The organism is Streptomyces sp. ITFR-21 (genome assembly GCF_031844685.1).
Lineage (GTDB): Bacteria > Actinomycetota > Actinomycetes > Streptomycetales > Streptomycetaceae > Actinacidiphila.
The window spans coordinates 213,132-231,861 of record NZ_CP134606.1; the positions used below are offsets into that span (position 1 = coordinate 213,132).

Genomic DNA, 18,730 nt, shown 5'->3' on the forward strand with positions numbered 1-18,730 from the left:
CGTTGTCAGGCGGACATGATCCGCGTAAGGGCGGGATAGCCGACGTAGATGGTCATGATCACGACGAGGGCGGAGACCGGCATGACCATCTTTTCCGAGGCGCTGTTGGCCTTGGCCTTGGCCGCGGTGACCAGGGCTCCGGACAGGGAGCGGGCCTGGGCGCCGAGGGTTTCGCCGACGGCCGCGCCCTCTTCGCCAGCGATCGAGATGATGTCTGCGGGGGCGCCGAGCTCGGGCACGTCGAGCTCCTCCGACAGACGGCGCAGCCCCTCCCAGGGGCTGATGCCTTCCAGTTCGGCCCGGGTGATCGCGTCGCGGATCTTCACGAACACCCAGCCATCGCCGACCTCCGCCGCTCTTTTCAGGGCCTGCGTGGGGGCCGCGTCGGCGGCCCGCTCGAGCTGGACCAGGCGCAGGTAGGTCTTGATGGCATGACGGAAGTCCGCGCGGGCCTCGACCGCTTGCTGCTTGACGTGGATGTCGGGAACGAACCAGAACAGCACGCCCAGCAGCAGGCCGGCGAGCGCCGGCACGGGGAAGGGCATCGGATACCCGGCGGCGGCAGCCGCGTAGACCAGCAGTGCGGGCAGCACCAGCCCGTACAGGCCGAGCATCACCTTGATGCCGATGTGCCGGGTGGGGCTGCGACCGATGAGCTCCAGCTCCTGGCGCGGTAGGCGCAGGGTGCCCTCGCCTGCCGAGCGCAGCAGCGCGGCGCCCAGCTTCTCCAGGCCGCCAGCCGGCGCGGTGGTGCGCACCGGCTGGAGGTTCTCCAGGCGGCCGGCGTCCATGCGGGAGATGACGTCCCCCACATCGGGGCGGCCGGGGGCCAGACCCCGGAAGGCGACAACCAGTCCGGCGCCGACGGCGGCGCCGCCCAGGACCGCGAACGGCGAGATCATGCCGCCTCCTTGAGGGTGGAGCCGCCGCCCGCACGGTCCTGTGCGGACAGGAACCGTGGAGTGGGCTCGATCATGGCCATCCGCCGCATCCAGATCTTCACCAGGACGAACGCGGCGCCCAGCAGGACCAGGACGAGCTGGCCGACGACGGTGGTGTAGGGCTCGGTGTAGGCACCCGACAGCATGGACAGCCCGAAGATCACGAGACAGAAGATCGTCACCCAGCGGTCGTTCGTACGCGGCTTCTGACGGTCGGCTTCGATCTCGCGTCGGCCGAGGACCTCGTGCGAGAGGCCGGAGGCGAGGTCGTTCAGCGCGCGGCTGAGCCCGGCACCGCGGTCTTCGATGTGCAGGATCATCAGGGCGACGACCTCGTCGGCCGTGGCGTCGTTGAGCTCGTCGGCGAAGACCCGGTAGGCGTCCTGGGGATGCCAGCCGGCCGACATGCGGGAGACCAGGCGGGTGACCTCGTCCTTGATGGCGGCCGGCACCGTCTGAAGGCTGCGCTGGATGCTCTGCTCCAGGCTGACACCCACGGTGTGAATGTCCGAGAGGCGGCGCACCCACTCCTCGACCGCTTCGAGGCGGGCGATCTCCCGGGTCGCGTTGGCGCCCGAGTTGAGAAGCCAGGGCAGGCCCACGACCACCACTGCCGCGACCAGCCCCCCCATGGGCCAGCCGGTGAACAGCCAGATCAGCAGTCCTGCGACGAGTGCCCCGGTGACACGGGTGCTGGCGCGCGCCCACCAGGCCACGGGGCCGGGATTCCCGCCCACGCCCAGCGCGGCACGCAGCCGCTGCCCGGCGCGGCTGCGGCGCCGGGCGGGACGCTCGGCCCAGCCCAGCAGGCCGGCCACGGCAACGAAGAGGCCGGCCACGGCCGCCACCGCGGCGAACGCGGCGAGCAGGGAGTCCAGATCGAGGTTCACAGCGGCATCACCGTCTCCAGGCGCCCGGTCCAGCTGCCCCACGCCCGCGTCAGTTCCTGGCGCGCGAACCCGGCGCGTTCGATGTCGGCGAGGTAGCGGGGACTGGGCATCTGTTGAGGGACGGCGCGGGGCTCGCGGGTGCCGCCCTCTTCGCGCGGAGCGAAGATCATCTGGTGGCTGGGGCGGTTGTTCTCGCCGATGCCGGTGATCTCCATGACGTGGCTGACGAAGCGGTGCTTGCGCCCGGGGCGCCCGCTTGCGTCGAGGAGTTCCGTCTCGTCGACGAGGCGGATGTAGACGACCAGGTCGATCGCCTGGGCGACCAGGCGGTAGGCCAGGGCCTCGGTCATGCCGATGCCGGCCTCCAGGCACAAGGTGACCAGCCGCTCCGAGGAGAGCTGTGCGGTCTCGGCGTGCAGGGTGCACATCGAGCCGCCCTCACCGGTGTTCATGGCGTGCAGCATCGGCACGACTTCCTTGGAGCGGACCTCGCCGACGATGATCCGGCGCAGCGACATGCGCAGCAGCTGCGGGAAGAGATCGGAGAGGGTGAGCTCGCCCAGCGGCTTGCCGTCCGGGCCCCGTTCGCCGTTGCTCTCCCGGCCCTCGTAGGCGACGACCTCCGGCCCGTCGGGATCCTCGTGGAGGTAGAGCTCGTACTCGCTCTCCAGGGTGCCGACCCGCTCGGTGCGGGGGATTTCCCGTGCCATGGCGCGCAGCAACGACGTCTTCCCGGCCCCCTGCGAGCCGACCAGGACGATGTTCTTGCGGGCCTTGACCGAGGCGCGCAGGAAGGCGGCGAGGGTGCTGTCGAGCGTTCCCCACTTCATGAGGTCGTCCAATCCCTGCCCGCGGGTGCGGTGGCGTCGGATCACGATCTGGGGCCGCGGGGTGATGAGGTAGCTGGCCGCGAGCCGGGATCCGTCGCCCAGGCGCATGTTCAGGTTCGGAGTCGCGGGCGTGAGCGCGCGCTCCCCCTGGCCCTGCATACGGGCGATGTGGTTGATGAGCCGCACGAGTTCACGGTCGTTCGGCGCGATCGGGTCCCACTGCTGGCTGGGCCGGTCGGCGAAGTCGACGCGGACCCTGTCACCGTTGATGAGGATGTTCTCGACGTTCGGATTGTCCAGCAGGGGCTGCAGACGGCCGGCGCGGAACAGCTCGTCGAACACCGCTTGGCGTAGCTGCGCCTCCTGGGCATCGGTCAGCGGCTGGACGGCGGTCGCTGCGTACCGGGTTGCCCACTCGCTGACCGTCTCACGGATGATCTTCAGGCCGAGCTGGCGCTGGTCCTGCGGGCTCATGGTGCCGTCAGCCGCGCTGGCCTGCCCGATCTTGGAGCTGGCCTGCTGGCGCAGATCGGAGATCACCTCGTAGCCCACCGGCAGCACGCCGAGGGCCTGGCCGCCGGCCGCGACCGGAGAGGCGGGAACAGCGGCGGGAGAGACCTGCGGCGGAAAGGCGGGCCCGTGGGTGTCCGGCGATCCGTTGCGCTGCCTCAACCGCTGCTCGAACAGCTCCTCGAGGGAGGCCACGGCAGGGGGGACCCGCTCGGGTCGTACGTCGGTCATGTCACTGCCCTCCTTCAGGCCGTGGCGCTGTAGTGCGCGGGGTAGAGCTGGATGCGCCGCCGGGTGACGACCTCCTGCAGACGGTCATGGGCCGTGCGGGCCGAGCGCAGCAGGCCCTTGGCGGTGCGGCGCAGCCGCGCCTGCCCGTGGGTGAACACGTCTGCGGTGTCCGGGTCCCAGTCCAGGGCGCAGACCACAGGGGTCTGCAGCCACTGCTGCACGTTGCTGGTGGAGGCGTTTCCTTCCTCGATCACCAGCAGTCCCAGTGCGTCGGCGCCGGTGCCGTTGCTGGCCAGGTCCTCTCTCAGGACCCGCACGGCCGGTGCCGCGGCGACCATCGAAGCCTGGGTCGAGCGCACGACGAGCAGCACGGCGTCTGCGGCGCGCAGCAGGGGCGCCGGGTAGGAGCGGCTGCTCAGCTGTGTCTCGGACTCGGTCACGATGCGTCCGGCGTCGATGATGACGTCGAAGCCCTGCCCGTCCAGGACCGCCAGCAGTTCGGCGACGCTGTCCCAGGTACGGGCCATGGAGGGGGCCTGCGTCGGAGCGGTGAGGCCGGGCAGCAGCATGCGGTTGCCCGAGTGCTCCTTGTCCAGGGAGATCCAGTGGTGGCGGAACTCCCGGGCCAGGGTGCCCTGCCGGTCGGCGGAGGCCAGCCGGTGCAGGCCGACCTGCGCCGTTCCTTCTCCGCCGAGATACCCGGCCCGCACGGTACCGCCCGCCGGGTCTGCCTCCACCAGGAGCGTGGGCCGCGGCGAGGACAGCGCGAGGGCGAGTGCCGAGCATGTGACTCCGCTGGACTTGCCGGAGGCCAGCGCGATGATGGCCATCAGCTGTCCGCCTTCAGCACGATCGCGACGTCGCCGCCGGCGGCCCAGGCGGCGAGGGAGGTGCTGTTGACCTCGGCCGCGGCAACATCGACGACGACGGCGCCGTTGGCATCAGGCGCCCCGACGCGGGAGACCACCGCGGGCAGGCTGTCCGGGGTCGAGCCGGGCTTGCTGGACGAGGCCGAGTCGCTGCCGTCACCGGGGGTGTGGACGATGGTGACCGTGTCCCCGGTGTGGAGCTTTTGGACCGGGAGTTGGCCGGGCTTGGCCAGGATGCCGACCACGGACTTGCCCTTGGTGACGCTCGATCCGGCGCTCACCGAGTCCTCGGTGACCAGGACGCCGGCCGGAAGGTCGGAGGTGGCCTGCTTGCCGACGATCTCGGAAGAGCGGGAGACGGGGACGGTGCGCAGCCCCGAGTCGTGGGAGATCTCCGCCGTCATCAGGTCGGAGGTTTCGACGGTGTCGCCGGCCGCTATGGCGTGTCGGGTGGCGACGACGGCGACCTTGTCGCCCGCTTCGTTGACCAGCCACACCGACACCAGCGCGCCGACGGCCGCCAGGGCCAGGCCAGCGCCGACGACGACCGGGCGGCGCCGGCTGCGCGGGGCGTCGTGGGTGATCGGCAGCGGCGCCTGCGCGGGGCCTCGTTCGGGGGCCGCCTGCTCCTTGGTAAGGGCCATCGTGTTCATTTTCCTCGTGCTAGTTGACGACCTGCAGCTCGCCGACGCGCGCTGTGGTGTTGGACGTGCGGATCTCGTCGGGGAGCGTTCCGTTCTCGCCGGTCGAGGCCTGCCAGGTGATCTCCCACGTGCTCGTCGCGGTGACGGTGAACTTGCCGCCCGACTGGTTCGTGGAGACCTTCGTGTAGCGGTAGCCGCAGTCCGGGGAGGGCTTTCCGCCGTAGGACTTCTTGTACGGCGTTCCCGCCGTGTTGCACGTGACCGAGCCGCCGTCGCCCATCGAGTAGGTGATCTTGGTGACGCGCGCCGTGGCGGTCACGGAAAGGCCCGGCACGGCTGCCGTGGCGGTGTTGGGTCCCCAGGTGGTCTGGCTCTTGTTGTTCCACAGCCACACGGGCATGCCGACCAGGCCGGGCTTGTTCGGGCCGGGCGTGGAGCCGATGCGGGCACCGAGCAGCGTCATCTTGTCCCGCGCCTGGCGGGCCAGTTCGGCGGGGTCGGGCAGGACGGTGGCCGGGGGCGTGGTCAGCCAGACGGTGCCGCCGACGTCGTTGACGATGCAGTCCTTCTGGTAGAACGCGCCGGGGCCGGTGGTGTCGGCCCCGTTCATGTCGGTGTAGCCCGGACCGTGCGGCGGCTGGGGGTCCATCAGCTCGTAGAAGCAGCGATCCTTGGGGTTGTACCCAGGCAGGCAGGGAATCTCGGTGTCGTCGACGAGCTTGCACATCCCGTCGCCCTTGCCCCCCTTCCCGCCGCCCCCGCCGGTGCCGCCGCTGCCGCTGTGGCCCGGGTTGCCGGGAGTTCCGACGTCGACGCAGACGTCGACGTCGGAGCAGCCGTGGGCGCCGCCGTCGGCGTAGGCCAGACCCGCGGGCGCCAGGGCGAGGAGAACCGCGAGGGCGCCCGTCACGCGGGCCCCGCGTATCAGCAGCCCTTTGTTCGATCTGCCGTGATCTTCGTGATAAGCCATGTGTCGCCCTCCAGCGTGGCTTGGGACGTGACCGGGTACTTCAGGCGCTGCTTGGCGAGTTCGACGGCCTTACCGGAGCTCGTGTAGACGGGCTTCCAGCCGGTCGCGTCGAAGCAGTCGCTGAGCGTGGCCGCCTTGTTCTTGGTGTCGACGGAAGTGACCTTGGGGTTCATCTCGGGCCTGCCGGTGAACTTGATGCCCAGCGACCTGTTCCTCAGGACGGACTTCTTGAGGTCGGCCGAGGCGTCGCCCTTCGCGTACTTGGCCAGGTCCTGGGTGTGCAGGTCGCCGTCGGCGCCCATCTTGATCTGGATCTCGCGCATGTTGGTGTACGCGGAGAGCACGTCGTCCTTGGCCGCCTGGTCCGGGTCGCTGGTAGGCGACTTGGACGCCGGCGCGTTCGTGGAGGGCGAGGACGGGGTGCTCTTCGGGTCGCTGGAGCCGCAGCCGGCCAGAGCGCCGGCAACCACTACGCAGGTGAGTACGGGTCCGGCGAGACGCAGGACGCGGGAACGGGTCTTGGCGGGCGATGCCATCGGCGGAAATCCCTTTCAGGTGTCGGGTACGGCACTGGCGCACGGGCCATGCGGACGAGACCGCGGAGAGGAGGTTCCTCTACCGCGTCTCGACAGTCATGGACACGCACGTCAGGCCAGGACCCGGCGAGCCTACGACCACGCTCGGAAGGCAGGCGCTGCGTTCCGGCCGGTCGTGGCGAAGGATGTCCGTCGGTGAGGCCAGACGCCCAAGGCCGGCGACGCGGGCCCTCGGCGACGCCTCCCATGGGGCGGAGGCGGCCGTTCCCGCTCGTGCCGGCCGCCGGGCACTCGGCCGGGACCGAGTCGGCGCCCAGCCGGTTCCCGCCGGTGCGGAAGCAGTTCTCGTGTGGATCAACGCGAAAATCCCCCTCGCAGTCAGGGACGCCGCGTCTCCCACAACGCGATCAGTCCGTGGCTGATTCTGGTTGGACCAATTCGGAGGAGCCAGGACCGGTTTTTTCCGGTAGACGCGTTTCAGGTATATGCCGCTGTCTTGGGCCAGTTGGCGGGCTTACCGGCCGGGGCGTCAGGGCCGCACGGACAGCGCCGGGCCCGAGGGGCGCAGCGCTTCGGCGGCCGCGGCCCCGTCCGGACCGGTGACGGCCTGGAGCCGCTGCTCGACCAGGTGACCGGCCGGATGGCCAGGGCCGTAGACCGACGTCAGCAGCGCCAGGAGCAGGTGCCCGGTTCGCGCTGCTTCGGCCGCGTCGTCCACGGTGAACCAGGAGGCGACGGCATTGCGGACCTGACGGCGGACCTGGCGGTCGTCTCCCGGCAGCGAGCGCAGCCATCCGGTCGCGGCCTGGATCCCAGCGTCGGTGGCGGTGACCGGTCGGCCGGCGAGCTGGGCGCAGAAGGCGACGAGTTCGACGGCGTGCAGGGTGTGCGCGTGAGCCGGGCCGTGGCTGTCGGAGAGCTCCGCGGCCAGGCCCTGGGCCATCGCCAGCGCCTCCGCAGGCGTACCGGCCCGTGCCGCGTCGCCGATGCAGTTCACGCGGGGGGCGAGAAATTCCGGCACGGGAGCCGGACAGGCCGGGCTGGAAGGCATGGCTCTCCCTGGGGCATGGCTGGAGACAGGTGCGAGCGGGTGCCGCCGCCGGGGGGGGGCCGGCGGCGGCATCCGGAATCGAGTCCAGCATCAGCGTGCTGCTCGACCGCGCACGTCAACGGGCGTGGGAGGGCCCTCGGTGCCTGGGCGGCGCTCCCCCGTGCGTGCACGGCGCGCCGACACCCGTACTTCACCGTCCGGACGTGGGGGAGGCAAGCTCGATCGGCCCAAGTTCATTTCATATTTCAACCGTTGAAATGCTCCGCGGCCCGGCGTTTCACCAGCCGGAACGAGCGGAGCTCAACGGTGCGGCGGCGGAGTCAGCGCGCTGGCTCGGCCACCGACGCCCTGTCCCACGCGATGCGGGCCGCGTGCTCCATCAGCTCGAGCAGGTCGGGCGCGGCCGTGTCTCCATCAAGGTGGCGGTACTCCGTGCTGAGGGTGATCGCGAGCCGCTCCGGCAGACCCAGGCCGGCGTAGCGGTCCTCCGCCACGAGGATGCGTGCCGCCTCGACGGCGCTCTTGCCCTGGCCGTGCATGAGGTAGGCCTGGTCGGACAGGTCGTCCAGGTAGGTGACGTACGTCCGGAGCTCGTCGGGCGTCATGAGAGGGCCGTGGCCCGGCACGATCCACTCAGGATCGAGGCCCAGGATCTGCTCGCAGGCGACGGACACTCGCTCCAGAGGCCCGGCCCAGTGTGACGGGTGGTCGCCGGAGAAGACGATGTCGCCGGCGAACACCGTCCGCTGCGCGGGCAGATGGACGATCAGGTCGCCGACGGTGTGCGCCGGTCCCACCTCGTGCAGCTCCACGGGTATTTCGCCGACCACCAGGTCGCGGTGGCCGGCGAAAGTATCGGTGGGCGGAAGTACCTGTATGTCAGAGAAGTCGAATTTGCCGAAGTGGTGGCGGAAGTACCAGCCGAGCGGCTGGCCGGGATCAGTGTCGTTGACGAGGGTGTAGAGCTGCTGCGGAGTCGGTTCCAGGCACTGATGGTCCAAGGCGGCGCGGGTGGCGAGGACTTCGGCGCCGGGAAGCTGCTGCAAGCCCCAGGTGTGGTCGCCGTTGGCGTGCGTGACGGCGACGCGGTCCAGCGCCGCGTGCGGGCCGGCGGCCGCGCGGGCGGCGGCGAGGAAGGTGTCCGTCAGACCGGGGGTGTACGGAGTGTCGACCAGCAGAGCCTGGCCCTGGGACGTGATCAGTCCACAGTTGGCAAGTCCCCACGTCGCCGCCTGTCTGGGCTGCCACGCGAAGACTCCGGGGGCGATCTGAGTCAGAAGAGATTCGAGGGTCATGGGCATGCATTGTGCGGGCGGGCGCGCCCCGGCGGAAATCGTTCCGCCGGGACGAGTGCCTTCGCTGCTAACTCTTGGGCTCGAACACCAGGAAGAAGAACCGGGCACCCGGGCTCCCGAACGGCTGCGCCGCGCACATCGTGACGTTGCCCAGCTGGGAGGGCGCGTGCTGCTCGCAGCACCGGTCCCTGAGATCCACGCAGCCCTGCGGGGCCGTGTAGCCGGCGTGCCGCATGACGCGGGTGTCCCCGTCAGGGTGGACGTAGGCGATGTTGTGATTGCGGTAGATCGGGCCGACGACCGGGTCCTCGTTGACATCCTTGTCGAGCTGCTTCAGGTCCACGTTTTCGGGATGGGCGGCCACCGCGGTCCGCAGCTGGGCCGCGACGGGCTCGGCCCACCGCTTCTCCCAGTCGACGAGGTGGTGCTCGCGGGCGTCTTCCCGCAGCAGCATCCACCGGATGAGGTTCTGCTCGGGCAGTCTGGGCGTCGTGCCCGGGTCCTGCGGGAACATGCGTATGAAGTCATCGTTCGCGGCCAGGACGTTCCAGGCCACGTCGTTGATGTAACAGGGCTGCCCAGAGACGCGGTTGACGGCCTGCTGCCAGGCCGGCGCGACGTTCGTCCCGGCCGTCGGGTCCATGGGAATGGGCGGTTCGTAGCCCAGGGAGTAGACGTAGAGCGCGGTGCGCTCCCGTTCCTCCATCCGCAGCACCTTGGCCACGTTGTCGAGGAATTCGGTGCTCGGTGTTGCCATGTCGCCGCGCTCGAGGTCGGCGTACGTCCGCTCGGTCACGAACAGGGCCTGCGCCACCTGCGCCTGCGACAGCCCGGTCGAGCGCCGCCCCCGCCCGGTCCGCTTCGGCCAGCCCAGCTCGACCGGATTGATCTGTCCCCGCTTCCATCGCAGCAGCTGCTGCAACGCCTCCTTGTTGTTCAACCTAGCCTCCGCGTTTCGTTTGCAGTGGTGTCCGAATCTTGAGCGGGAACGCGAAAGTGCCTTCCGAGCTGGGATGATGAGGCTTGTCTAGGGCTTCTGTCATCACAGCGAGAAGGCACTTTCTGCGTGCAGACTACCGGGTCACGCCCCGCGCTGGTCGTGTCGGCCGACGGTCGCGGAGTGGTCAGTCACGCCGGGTCGCGTCTGCTGGCCGACCTCGCCGACGCCACCGGCCTTACGGGGGCCTTCACCGACACGCTGCGCCGGCTGCGGCCACGGGGCACCGGGCACGACCCCGGCCGGGTCGCTGTCGATGTGGCAGTGATGCTCGCCGACGGCGGCCAGGCCATCTCCGACTTGGCCCTGTTGCGCGACCAGCCCGGCGTGTTCGGCCCGGTCGCTTCCACTCCGACCGCCTGGCGTCTGCTGGCCGGCATCGACCCGGCCGCACTCGCCGGGCTGCGCTCGGCCAGGGCCGCCGCCCGTGACGTCGCCTGGCTGCAGGCCGCCGAGACCAAAGGCGGCATAGCAGCGGCCCGCGCAGGTGGCCGGGACCTGCCCGGCCTGGTCCTGGACATCGATGCCACCCTGGTGACCTGCCACTCCGACAAGGAACAGGCGGCACCCACCTACAAACGCGGCTTCGGCTACCACCCGCTGCTGTGCTTCCTGGACAACACCGGCGAGGCCCTGGCCGGACTGCTGCGGCCGGGCAACGCCGGCGCGAACACCGCCAGCGACCACATCACCGTTCTCGACCGGGCCCTGGCCCAGATCCCCGACGCCCACCGCCACGGCACCCCGATCCTGGTCCGCGCCGACAGCACCGGAGGCGCGAAAACCTTCCTCGCCCACCTGCGCTCCCTGCGGGACCGGGGCATCCGCACGTCCTTCTCCGTGGGATACGCGGTCACCGAACCCGTCCGCCGGGCGGTCCGGGCCCTGCCCGACCGGTTCTGGCACCCGGCTCTGGAGCAGGACGGCACCCTGCGGGCCGGCGCGCAGGTCGCCGAGCCGACCGGCATGGTCGACCTGACCGGCCACCCCGACGGCACACGCCTCATCGTCCGGCGCGAACGCCCGCACCCCGGAGCGCAGTTGTCGCTGTTCGACCTCGACGAGGGCATGCGCCACCAGGCGTTCCTCACCGACACTCCCGTCGGCGAAGGCTCGCTGCAGTTTCTGGAGGTCCGCCACCGCGGACATGCCCGCGTCGAGGACCGCATCCGCTGCGGCAAGACCACCGGCTTCGGCCGCTTCCCCTCCCGCCACTTCGCCATCAACACCGCGTGGCTGGAGCTGGCCCTGACCGCCATCGACCTGCTCGCCTGGACCCAGACCCTCCTGCTGGACGGCGAACTGGCCACCGCCGAGCCGAAGAAACTCCGCTACCGCCTGCTGCACGCAGCAGCCCGCCTCACCCGCGGAGGACGACGCCCCCACCTGCGGATCGCCGCTACCTGGCCCTGGCGAAATGAGCTGACCAAGGCATTCACGCACCTCGCGGCACTGCCCAGACCAGCCACCTGACCCATGGCCCAGCCCTGTTCACCTACGACCCGAGGAACCCTGGAGCACCCGACCCAGCGTCGGGCCAAAGCCATACCCACCCCACACAAACCGCGACGACCACCGAAAAGAGACGTCAGCCCAGCTCAGCAAAGCCCAACCGAAACAGGGAGGCTAGGACCCCTCCCCGGTGGTTCCGTATGTGCGGCCCGCTCCGGCGATATACCGGAAGTCGCGGCTCCTGAAATTCGCGGGCCGGAAAATTCAGAGCCTGGTGACGCAGATGGCGGCCGGGAAAGATCGGCCACCGGATCGAATGCGCGTTGTGGGAGACGCGACGGTCCCCGATCGCGAGGGGGAGTTCGCGTTGCTGCACCCTGTTGGCGTCCCGTCGGACCGCACCGGCGGAAGCGTGGCACGCACCATGGCGGTGCTCAGGGCGTTGATCCGCCTCGGTCCGCAGGAGCAGCCGCTGGCCGCGATCGCCGAGTCGTGCGGCCTGCCTTCGCCGACCGTCCACCGGTACTTGCAGGCGCTCGTACGCGAAGGCGCTGTCGAGCAACGAGGGCCACGCGCTCGGTACGCGCTGGTCGACGCGCTGCACAACACCCCTCGATCTCTCGCATCCGCTCAGCCGTCTCCGGCCGGCCAGCCCTCGCCTGCTGTGAGGGCTGAGCTCGTCACACTACAGTCGAGAACAGGCCAGATCGCACTCGTTTATCGACCGCATCTGATCGGTATACCGATGAGAATCTGTGCAGAACGGGCATACGGTGCGCACGGCGAAGAAGTGCTCGCAGCGTCGGAAGTTGTACAGCGCAACCTTGAGGCCGCCCCCTTGGACGCGGACGCCGCTGGTCTCGCGATCCTGGCCTGCCTCGGGCCCGAAACTGGCTCCAAGATCGACATAACCTGCATCCGTGAGGAAGGTCACATAGTCGGCGCCGCGCCGATTCCGAACCGCAGCATGATCGCCGCACCGGTGTGGTTCGGCTCGGCGGTCGCGGGTTGCGTGGCTCTCCTCGCGGCCGACTCCCAGATGAAACGCCCGTCCACCCGGTCCCGCTACGTCGACGCGGTGATGGACAGCGCGGCCGCGATGAGCGGCCTGTTGACGCGTTCAGGCAGCCGCCGGGCGGGCTGATTGACTACAGGACCACCGCAAAGCACAGCAGAAAGGCACTCCGTGTCCCGTTCAGTCCTGATCACCGGCGGCAATCGCGGCATAGGCCTGGCCATCGCCCGCCACCTCGCGGCCGCGGGTGACCGCGTCGCTGTCACCTACCGCTCGGGCGAGCCGCCGGAGGGGCTCCTGGCCGTCCACTGCGACATCACCGACACCGAGCAGGTGGACGTCGCCTTCAAACAGGTCGAGGAGCAGCACGGCCCCGTCGAGGTCCTGATCGCCAACGCCGGCGTCACCAAGGACCAGCTCCTGATGCGCATGACCGAGGACGACTTCACCTCGGTCATCGACACCAACCTGACCGGGGCGTTCCGCATCACCAAGCGCGCCACCCGCGGGATGCTGCGTGCGAAGAAGGGCCGCGTCGTCCTCATCTCCTCCGCCGTCGCGCTACGCGGGGAGAGCGGCCAGGCCAACTACGCCGCGTCCAAGGCCGGCCTCGTCGGCTTCGCGCGTTCCATGGCCCGCGAACTGGGCTCGCGCAACATCACCTTCAACGTCGTCGCGCCGGGCCTGACCGAGACCTCCATGAGCGAGAAGCTCAGCGACGAGCAGCGTGAGCACCTCAAGAGCCAGATCCCGCTCGGCCGGTTGGCCCGGCCGGAGGAGATCGCAGCGACCGTCGCCTTCCTTGCCTCCGAGGAGGCCGCCTACATCACCGGTGCCGTTGTCCCGGTCGACGGCGGAGCCGGCATGGGGCACTGAACCCCATGAACACCCACCCCAGGAGTCCGATGCGCGAATTGACCTGACAGAGGGAGCAGTCCCCCGGGGCCGCCCCACGGCCAAGAGGCATCAGGTGTGTCCAGCACCTCGGCCTCGGCCGCCGCATCCCTGCCACCACCGCGCGAGTGTCCAGCTCGCCCGGTGAAGAACCCGGTCAATGACCGGGCAACACCGCCCCTGCCAGGGCGGATCACTTGGTTCCCGAAGAACCCGGCCCCACCGAGGCGGGGCCGTCGCATGCCCGAAAGGAGGGCGTGCCCTGCCCATGATGCAGCATGCCCGCGCACCGGTCCAAGAAGTCGCCGCACCACCGTGCCCTGCACCAGGACAACCCCGAATGCCCGAGAACAGGCAATTCGCCCTCATTCGCGACCATGCGGATCAGGAGGTCGGCACGACCGCGTCCCGCCGTACGCGCCGATCCGAGTTCCTGCGCGCGTGCACCTGGGCCGTCGAGGCCGGGCTGCACCCCCGGGCCAGCCCCACGACACTGCGCGTCGCCCACGACCTCGCGCACCGCCTGAACACCGACGGTCACGTCGCCTACAGCCGCGAGCCGATGTGGAGACGCCTACGCATCAGCCGCAGGACCTTGGAACGCCACGTCGCCGTACTGCGCGAAATCGGCCTCCTCGTCTGGGCCGAACACGGCTCACGCACCAACACCCGCCCCGCCGGCAGCGGTGAATGGGCAGGCACCGCAACCATCTACGCAGTCGTCGTACCCCGCGCCTGGGACGACGCGGTCGGGCATCGCATCCGTGGGCGCGGCTATCAGGCCCGGCATGTCGGGTTCACCGAGCGTGGCCGCGAACTGGCCATCGCCGACGCCCGGCGTCGCGCCCGCCTGCACCGACGCCGTGACGCCCCTTCCCGTAGGACTAACCACCAACGACGTACAGCTCAGGTAGAGGGGAAGAACAACAACACCGCACGTCGGTCCGGGCGCCAGCGCCCGCGCCAACCCGTGCACGTCCCCGAGCCCTTCCGCGCAAACCCACAGCAGGCCGCATGCGCGGTGTCCATCGCCGCCCGGATACGTCCACTGGTGCCCTGGACCCAGGCCGAGCAACTGCGGCGCCTGGCCTTCGCCCTGCGGCCCTGGATCAGCGCCGGCCGGTCCGCGGAGGACATCGCCGCCGAGCTGATGGCGTGGTGGGTGCCCGGCCGGCCCGCGTCCCCCGCTGCGCTGATCCTGGCGCGCTCCCGTGAATCCGCCAGCACTGACGGCCCTGGTGAAGACCACGGTCTCGACGACGCGTCCCCGGCCATCACCGGGGTGCCGCCCAACCTGGCCTTCCGCAAGGCCGTGGAGCAACTGCGCGAGTCCCTGCCCCGTCCCGCCGAACCCTCCGGGCCCGAGGTGCCCGGCTTCGTCATCCGCGACCGGATCCTTGCCTCTCTCCAGCAGGCCGAACGAGCCTGGCGCGGGCGGAGCGCCCAGGACTGCGCCACGTTCGCCGAGTGGGAGACGATCTGCGACACCAGGGAGGGGACACCGTGGTGACATCGACCGCGCACAGGCCGTACGCGCCGGTGGCCGGCTCTCGGACGACCCGTCACGTTCGGCCTATCGGACCGGGTGCCCCGCCTGCATCGGATGCGGCGGTGCGAGATGGGAGATCGCTCCCGCCCCGGCGTCCCCGGCCGGATCGCCGAGTGCCCAGGACAGCGCGGAACCCCCGCCACAGTGCACCGGTCACCCGCCACAGGGCAACTCCGCCGCACCCCATCGCTCCGAGACTCGCAACCAGGCGCACCGCCGGCTCGACGAGCCACACCGCAAGGTGCAGGTGGTTCACCGTCAGCGCCGTCCCGATCAGGCTCAGGCTCAGCACCATGAGCACGGCGCTGTGCCCGATCACCGCGTACGAGCGTTTCAGAACCGCGAAGGCGTCCGGATGGGCCTCGCTCCACCGTTCGGGCCGCCTGCTCGCCGCGTCACTGCGCACTTCTCTCCTCCGCGCAGCGGAAGAAGGGGGCCGCCTCACGCCGGACCTGCTCCCGCGTTGTTCGCTGCCGTCGAAGGGGGCCGGCTCCCGGATGCTCATCGCGCCCCCTTGGCGTCCAGGCCGGACGCGGGGCAGGACTCCAACGCCTGCCCGAGCGCCTGCTTCTCCGCCCGGGACACCGACAGCCGGTACTTCGCCTTGACGCGTACCTGCGCCGATGCGTACCAGCAGCGCGCGTCGTTGCGTGGGGGCAGCCACTGGGAGGCGTCCTTGGCGCCTTTGGCGGCGTTCGTCGGGCCGTCGGTCGCGATCAAATTGTCCGGGTCGTTGGCCAGGTTCAGGCGCTGGGATGCAGTGAGATTCCGGGCGCCGGACTGCCAGGCAAGGCCGAGGGGCACGATGTGGTCGATCTGGACCGCGAGCGAGGTGCTTCGACCGCGGTGGAACGAGATGGACTTGCCCGTGTACCGGTCGTGGAGAACGCCGGAGACGACGGTGCAGCCGTCCTTCTCGCGGACGGTGTTCGAGAGGTCGCGGAACAAGATGTCGTCGCGCGTCGGGCAGTGATTCTGTGCCAGCTCGACGGTCCCCTCGTCGCTCCAGGCCGGCCCGAACTCCGCGCGGGAGTAGCCGGCAAGGGAGGAGTGAGCCTGCACGGGCAGGGCGTCGAGCTGAGCCGTCGCGGCCTGGCCGGCGGGGCCGGCGGCCGCGCGTGCCGGGACGGAGTCACCCGTAGTCGAGACCGCCAGCGGGTCACAGGCGGCGGAGGCCAGGGCGCCGGCCAGTACGAGGCCGGCCGCAACGAGGCGGTGGGGTCGGTGAGCCATGTCGTGTTCCCGTTCATATCGTTCGTGAAGAGCTCCGTCACCTCCTACAGGTGCCGAGGGCAACGTCCGTGTGACACCGCGCCGCAGATTGCCGGGACGAATCCCGTTCAGCTCAGCCGAGCCGGCCCTCGAAGGGCACGCGGGCTCCGTCCGTGCCGACGGCCTCGATGGTCACAAGGCCTCCGACGGCGGACTGCGGGATGCGAAAGGCGACGGTCTGGGTGGCAGTGCGGTGAGGGGCGATGGCGGCGTCGGGGTAGCCGTACACCGGGTGGATCGTGGCAGCCAGGTGCAGGTCCTGGCCGGTGAAGACGCGCAGGGTGGTGCCGAAGCCGGTCATCGGGTCGGCACCGCGGTTCGCCACGCTCAAGTCGAGTTCGGCGGTTCGCATGGTGCCGCTGCCGGTCACGGATACCGTCGAGAGGCGGAGCGAGCCGGCGTGCCACTGGCCCAGCGGCGTACTGCCCGTTCTCAACGGCCCGGCCGCCTGCGGCGTCTCGGAAGCGGCGACCGTGGCGCGACCGGGCAGGGCGCCTTCGAAGAACAGCAACTCCGGTTCGGCCAGCCCCTCCGGCGTGGTCTCCGCGGTCACGGTGACCCGCTGGCCGCCGGCCTCGGCCGGGAAGGCGAACGCGATCTGCGTGGTGACCGAGCCGTTCGGGCGCACGCGCACCGGTTCGTCGTCTCCCGGCTGCCTCGTTGTGGCGTCCTCGGGCTTGGCCTGACGGCCGAGCGCGCCGAAGCGGGCGGTCAGTTCGGTACGCGGAGCGGTGGCGATCTGGGAACGCTGGTTCGTCACGGTCAGCCGGGCCGCGTAGAGGCTCCAGCCGGCCGGAGCCTGCGAAGCCGCCGCGCCGGCGGGCAGCCGCTCGAAGCCCTGCACCTTCAGCGCCCACGCGCCTGCGGCGACCGGATGCTCGGCCCCCATCGGGCTGATCCCGTCCGGTAGTTGCGCTGAGGAGGACCGTGGCCCGGCCGCGCGGCTGCTCGGGCGACCGTCTCCCGGTGCGTGGTCCGAGGCGGAGCAGCCGGAGATGAGACCGCAGACGGCGAGCGCGGCGGCGGCGAGCACGGCCGGCAGCGGCCGGCGGACGAGCGTGATGGACATGATTCCCCCTGGGAACGGGTGTCGAATTCTCGGTCGACGGGGATCATGCCAAAACGGCTTCGGAGCGAGGCCCGACCACAGTTCCGGGCTGGTCAGACCTGTGGTCGGCGCCTGCTCTGATCTCTCGTCTACAGCGTGAGCGGAATGGGGACGAGGAAGTACTCCTGATCGCCCCTGCGGATCCGCAAGGGGTGGCCAGGCGGGAGGTTGAACAGCCGTTCGAGGACGACCTCGGGCGCGTCATCGGCCGAAAGGGCGGGCTGGAGGGCGGTGCGAACCGCCGCTCGGGAAGTGTCCGACAGAGGTGCGCGATCCGCCGCCGTCGCGCACTGGTCGAGTTGGGCGTTCGTCAGGTCGGGACCCAGGCCCTTGCGTAGGGCTTCGAGTGCGACCGTCGGGGCCAGGACGGCCCGGTTGTGGGCACGGCAGACGTGGCCGGGCGTGCCGTGGGGCTGGAAGTGGCGGGCGGTGCCGATGGACGTCATGACTTCTCCGGGAGCGCTGGAAGGGGAAGGCCGCCCGGTGACGGGCAGCCTTCCGGTGTGATCATCGTGGCGGGCGGCACTGACAGTCCGTGCGTCAGCGACCGACGAGGGGAACCATCAGGACACCGGCCGGAAGATCCATCTCGGCCAGCATCCGGGCGGCCGCCGCGCTGACCGGACCCTCGGCGGCATCAAGCCGCACGCAGCCGAGAGACGGTCCGGGGGCCGGATAGAGGTAAGCGAAGGTGTCGGGCGCGTTGCGCTCCCAGACGCTGACGGTCGCGTAGGCGCAGTGCAAGCCCTCGGGGAACTGCTCAGCCACGACGAGCGTGAACATCGCGACGAGTTCAGGGCTCGCCGTCCGCACCGACGGTGGCAGCACCACGCGGCGGCGGCGCTGTCGGGAGCGGATCGCAAGGAAGGCGACGGTCACGCCGAGGGCAAAGCCGATGAAAAGTGAGTCGAGGCTGAACACAGAGTCCCCCGGAGGTAGGTAGAAGCCGGTTGGAGCGGAAGCGGAGCGGCGGTCACCCGCCGTCGGGAGCGGCCACGAACGCGTGCACGAGCTGCACGAGCGCGTCGCGCTGCGCCTTGCCGCTCAGCCCCGCCGTCAGAGCCGATCGCTGTTGAGCACCGGCGGAGGAGACGAGCATCACCACGAGGTGGTGAACGAGAGCCGTACGGGCGGACGCCGACGGCATAGGCCGACTGACGGCCGAGGCCAGCGCACGGGTGACAGGCCGGGTGACGGACTTGAACGCCTGGACGAAACGCGGATCGACTTCGGCCGCCACAGCCGTGACGATTCGGAGGACCGTCTTGTGCTCGCTCCAGCAGTCCAACACGGAGACGACGAGCTGCTCGGCTCCCGGCAGGCCCTTCGTGGCCCACGTGCCGTCCGCGAACTCGCTGAGTGCCATGGCCGTCGCCTGGGCGACGTTCTCCACGGCGTCGAGAACGATCTCGTCGACACCCGCGAAGTACTGGTAAAGGGTGGCAGGTGAAGTGCCCGCAGCTCGGGCGATCTCCACGGCGGTGACGTCGCGGTAGGACTGCTCGCCCAGAAGCCCGAGCGCTGTGCTCACGATGTGCTTCCGGGTCCGGAGGCCCCGTGCGCCGGGCACACGGGCGTCGTTTGAGCGGGTCAGGACAGAGGAGGGCACGGTCTTCTCCTGGATCGGGGTGGTTGGGGAGGGCGGCGGCCGGGTCAGCGCCGGGCTTCGCCGCCCT

At 70.4% G+C, this 18,730-nt stretch carries 19 protein-coding genes; 4 read left to right on the forward strand and 15 right to left on the reverse strand.

Going from position 1 to position 18,730, the window contains the following annotated elements:
* Positions 1-5: 5 nt before the first annotated feature.
* The 10 genes from RLT57_RS31710 to RLT57_RS31755 form a co-directional block, all read right to left on the reverse strand.
* Positions 6-902, reverse strand: coding sequence for a type II secretion system F family protein (locus tag RLT57_RS31710; RefSeq protein WP_311301125.1), 897 nt, complete (start codon positions 900-902; stop codon positions 6-8).
* Positions 899-1,831: a type II secretion system F family protein gene (locus RLT57_RS31715; protein ID WP_311301126.1), complete on the reverse strand. Its 933-nt coding sequence runs from the start codon at positions 1,829-1,831 to the stop codon at positions 899-901. The genes RLT57_RS31710 and RLT57_RS31715 overlap by 4 nt, the downstream gene beginning before the upstream one ends.
* Positions 1,828-3,402, reverse strand: coding sequence for a CpaF family protein (locus RLT57_RS31720; RefSeq protein ID WP_311301127.1), 1,575 nt, complete (start codon positions 3,400-3,402; stop codon positions 1,828-1,830). The genes RLT57_RS31715 and RLT57_RS31720 overlap by 4 nt, the downstream gene beginning before the upstream one ends.
* 14 nt (positions 3,403-3,416) lie before the next feature.
* Complete coding sequence (locus tag RLT57_RS31725) at positions 3,417-4,232, reverse strand: hypothetical protein (RefSeq protein WP_311301128.1); 816 nt, start codon at positions 4,230-4,232, stop codon at positions 3,417-3,419.
* Positions 4,232-4,915: a flagella basal body P-ring formation protein FlgA gene (locus RLT57_RS31730; protein ID WP_311301129.1), complete on the reverse strand. Its 684-nt coding sequence runs from the start codon at positions 4,913-4,915 to the stop codon at positions 4,232-4,234. The genes RLT57_RS31725 and RLT57_RS31730 overlap by 1 nt, the downstream gene beginning before the upstream one ends.
* A gap of 19 nt (positions 4,916-4,934) precedes the next feature.
* Positions 4,935-5,885, reverse strand: a complete 951-nt coding sequence (locus RLT57_RS31735; RefSeq protein ID WP_311301130.1) for an ATP/GTP-binding protein — start codon at positions 5,883-5,885, stop codon at positions 4,935-4,937.
* Positions 5,840-6,421, reverse strand: a complete 582-nt coding sequence (locus tag RLT57_RS31740; protein WP_311301131.1) for a hypothetical protein — start codon at positions 6,419-6,421, stop codon at positions 5,840-5,842. Before RLT57_RS31740 ends, RLT57_RS31735 begins: the two co-directional genes overlap by 46 nt.
* Positions 6,422-6,950: 529 nt before the next feature.
* Positions 6,951-7,472, reverse strand: coding sequence for a hypothetical protein (locus tag RLT57_RS31745; RefSeq protein ID WP_311301132.1), 522 nt, complete (start codon positions 7,470-7,472; stop codon positions 6,951-6,953).
* 320 nt (positions 7,473-7,792) lie between these two features.
* Positions 7,793-8,767: an MBL fold metallo-hydrolase gene (locus RLT57_RS31750; RefSeq protein WP_311301133.1), complete on the reverse strand. Its 975-nt coding sequence runs from the start codon at positions 8,765-8,767 to the stop codon at positions 7,793-7,795.
* A 67-nt stretch (positions 8,768-8,834) separates the two neighbouring features.
* Positions 8,835-9,707 (reverse strand): helix-turn-helix domain-containing protein, encoded by an 873-nt coding sequence (locus RLT57_RS31755; protein WP_311301134.1) that lies wholly within the window; start codon positions 9,705-9,707, stop codon positions 8,835-8,837.
* 126 nt (positions 9,708-9,833) lie between these two features.
* On the opposite strand from RLT57_RS31755, the gene RLT57_RS31760 reads away from it, so the two are divergent.
* The 4 genes from RLT57_RS31760 to RLT57_RS31775 all read left to right on the forward strand — a co-directional run bounded on the left by RLT57_RS31760 (position 9,834) and on the right by RLT57_RS31775 (position 14,635).
* Positions 9,834-11,237, forward strand: a complete 1,404-nt coding sequence (locus tag RLT57_RS31760) for an IS1380 family transposase (RefSeq protein WP_311301135.1) — start codon at positions 9,834-9,836, stop codon at positions 11,235-11,237.
* A 262-nt stretch (positions 11,238-11,499) separates the two neighbouring features.
* On the forward strand, positions 11,500-12,360 hold the full coding sequence (locus RLT57_RS31765; protein WP_311301223.1) for a helix-turn-helix domain-containing protein: 861 nt from the start codon (positions 11,500-11,502) through the stop codon (positions 12,358-12,360).
* 42 nt (positions 12,361-12,402) lie between these two features.
* Positions 12,403-13,107, forward strand: coding sequence for a beta-ketoacyl-ACP reductase (locus RLT57_RS31770; protein ID WP_311301136.1), 705 nt, complete (start codon positions 12,403-12,405; stop codon positions 13,105-13,107).
* Between the two features lie 358 nt (positions 13,108-13,465).
* The gene (locus RLT57_RS31775; RefSeq protein ID WP_311301137.1) at positions 13,466-14,635 is read left to right on the forward strand and encodes a hypothetical protein; all 1,170 of its coding nucleotides are present in this window, start codon (positions 13,466-13,468) and stop codon (positions 14,633-14,635) included.
* 540 nt (positions 14,636-15,175) lie between these two features.
* Here the strand turns inward: RLT57_RS31775 and RLT57_RS31780 are convergent.
* From RLT57_RS31780 to RLT57_RS31800, 5 genes are all read right to left on the reverse strand, one after another.
* Positions 15,176-15,907, reverse strand: a complete 732-nt coding sequence (locus RLT57_RS31780) for an HNH endonuclease family protein (protein WP_311301138.1) — start codon at positions 15,905-15,907, stop codon at positions 15,176-15,178.
* Positions 15,908-16,019: 112 nt separating this feature from the next.
* Positions 16,020-17,015 (reverse strand): hypothetical protein, encoded by a 996-nt coding sequence (locus RLT57_RS31785; protein WP_311301139.1) that lies wholly within the window; start codon positions 17,013-17,015, stop codon positions 16,020-16,022.
* 128 nt (positions 17,016-17,143) lie between these two features.
* The gene (locus tag RLT57_RS31790; RefSeq protein WP_311301140.1) at positions 17,144-17,500 is read right to left on the reverse strand and encodes a hypothetical protein; all 357 of its coding nucleotides are present in this window, start codon (positions 17,498-17,500) and stop codon (positions 17,144-17,146) included.
* A gap of 94 nt (positions 17,501-17,594) precedes the next feature.
* The gene (locus tag RLT57_RS31795) at positions 17,595-17,975 is read right to left on the reverse strand and encodes a hypothetical protein (RefSeq protein ID WP_311301141.1); all 381 of its coding nucleotides are present in this window, start codon (positions 17,973-17,975) and stop codon (positions 17,595-17,597) included.
* Positions 17,976-18,027: 52 nt separating this feature from the next.
* Positions 18,028-18,585: a TetR family transcriptional regulator gene (locus tag RLT57_RS31800; protein ID WP_311301142.1), complete on the reverse strand. Its 558-nt coding sequence runs from the start codon at positions 18,583-18,585 to the stop codon at positions 18,028-18,030.
* Positions 18,586-18,730 lie beyond the last annotated feature (145 nt).

What these genes read in the sequence shown, in the direction of transcription:
- RLT57_RS31710 (WP_311301125.1), bottom strand. Translation starts at nt 902, where the DNA reads ATGATCTCGCCGTTCGCGGTCCTGGGCGGCGCCGCCGTCGGCGCCGGA.
- RLT57_RS31720 (WP_311301127.1), bottom strand. Translation starts at nt 3,402, where the DNA reads ATGACCGACGTACGACCCGAGCGGGTCCCCCCTGCCGTGGCCTCCCTC.
- RLT57_RS31725 (WP_311301128.1), bottom strand. Translation starts at nt 4,232, where the DNA reads ATGGCCATCATCGCGCTGGCCTCCGGCAAGTCCAGCGGAGTCACATGC.
- RLT57_RS31730 (WP_311301129.1), bottom strand. Translation starts at nt 4,915, where the DNA reads ATGGCCCTTACCAAGGAGCAGGCGGCCCCCGAACGAGGCCCCGCGCAG.
- RLT57_RS31735 (WP_311301130.1), bottom strand. Translation starts at nt 5,885, where the DNA reads ATGGCTTATCACGAAGATCACGGCAGATCGAACAAAGGGCTGCTGATA.
- RLT57_RS31740 (WP_311301131.1), bottom strand. Translation starts at nt 6,421, where the DNA reads ATGGCATCGCCCGCCAAGACCCGTTCCCGCGTCCTGCGTCTCGCCGGA.
- RLT57_RS31745 (WP_311301132.1), bottom strand. Translation starts at nt 7,472, where the DNA reads ATGCCTTCCAGCCCGGCCTGTCCGGCTCCCGTGCCGGAATTTCTCGCC.
- RLT57_RS31750 (WP_311301133.1), bottom strand. Translation starts at nt 8,767, where the DNA reads ATGACCCTCGAATCTCTTCTGACTCAGATCGCCCCCGGAGTCTTCGCG.
- RLT57_RS31765 (WP_311301223.1), top strand. Translation starts at nt 11,500, where the DNA reads ATGGCGGCCGGGAAAGATCGGCCACCGGATCGAATGCGCGTTGTGGGA.
- RLT57_RS31775 (WP_311301137.1), top strand. Translation starts at nt 13,466, where the DNA reads ATGCCCGAGAACAGGCAATTCGCCCTCATTCGCGACCATGCGGATCAG.
- RLT57_RS31780 (WP_311301138.1), bottom strand. Translation starts at nt 15,907, where the DNA reads ATGGCTCACCGACCCCACCGCCTCGTTGCGGCCGGCCTCGTACTGGCC.
- RLT57_RS31785 (WP_311301139.1), bottom strand. Translation starts at nt 17,015, where the DNA reads ATGTCCATCACGCTCGTCCGCCGGCCGCTGCCGGCCGTGCTCGCCGCC.
- RLT57_RS31790 (WP_311301140.1), bottom strand. Translation starts at nt 17,500, where the DNA reads ATGACGTCCATCGGCACCGCCCGCCACTTCCAGCCCCACGGCACGCCC.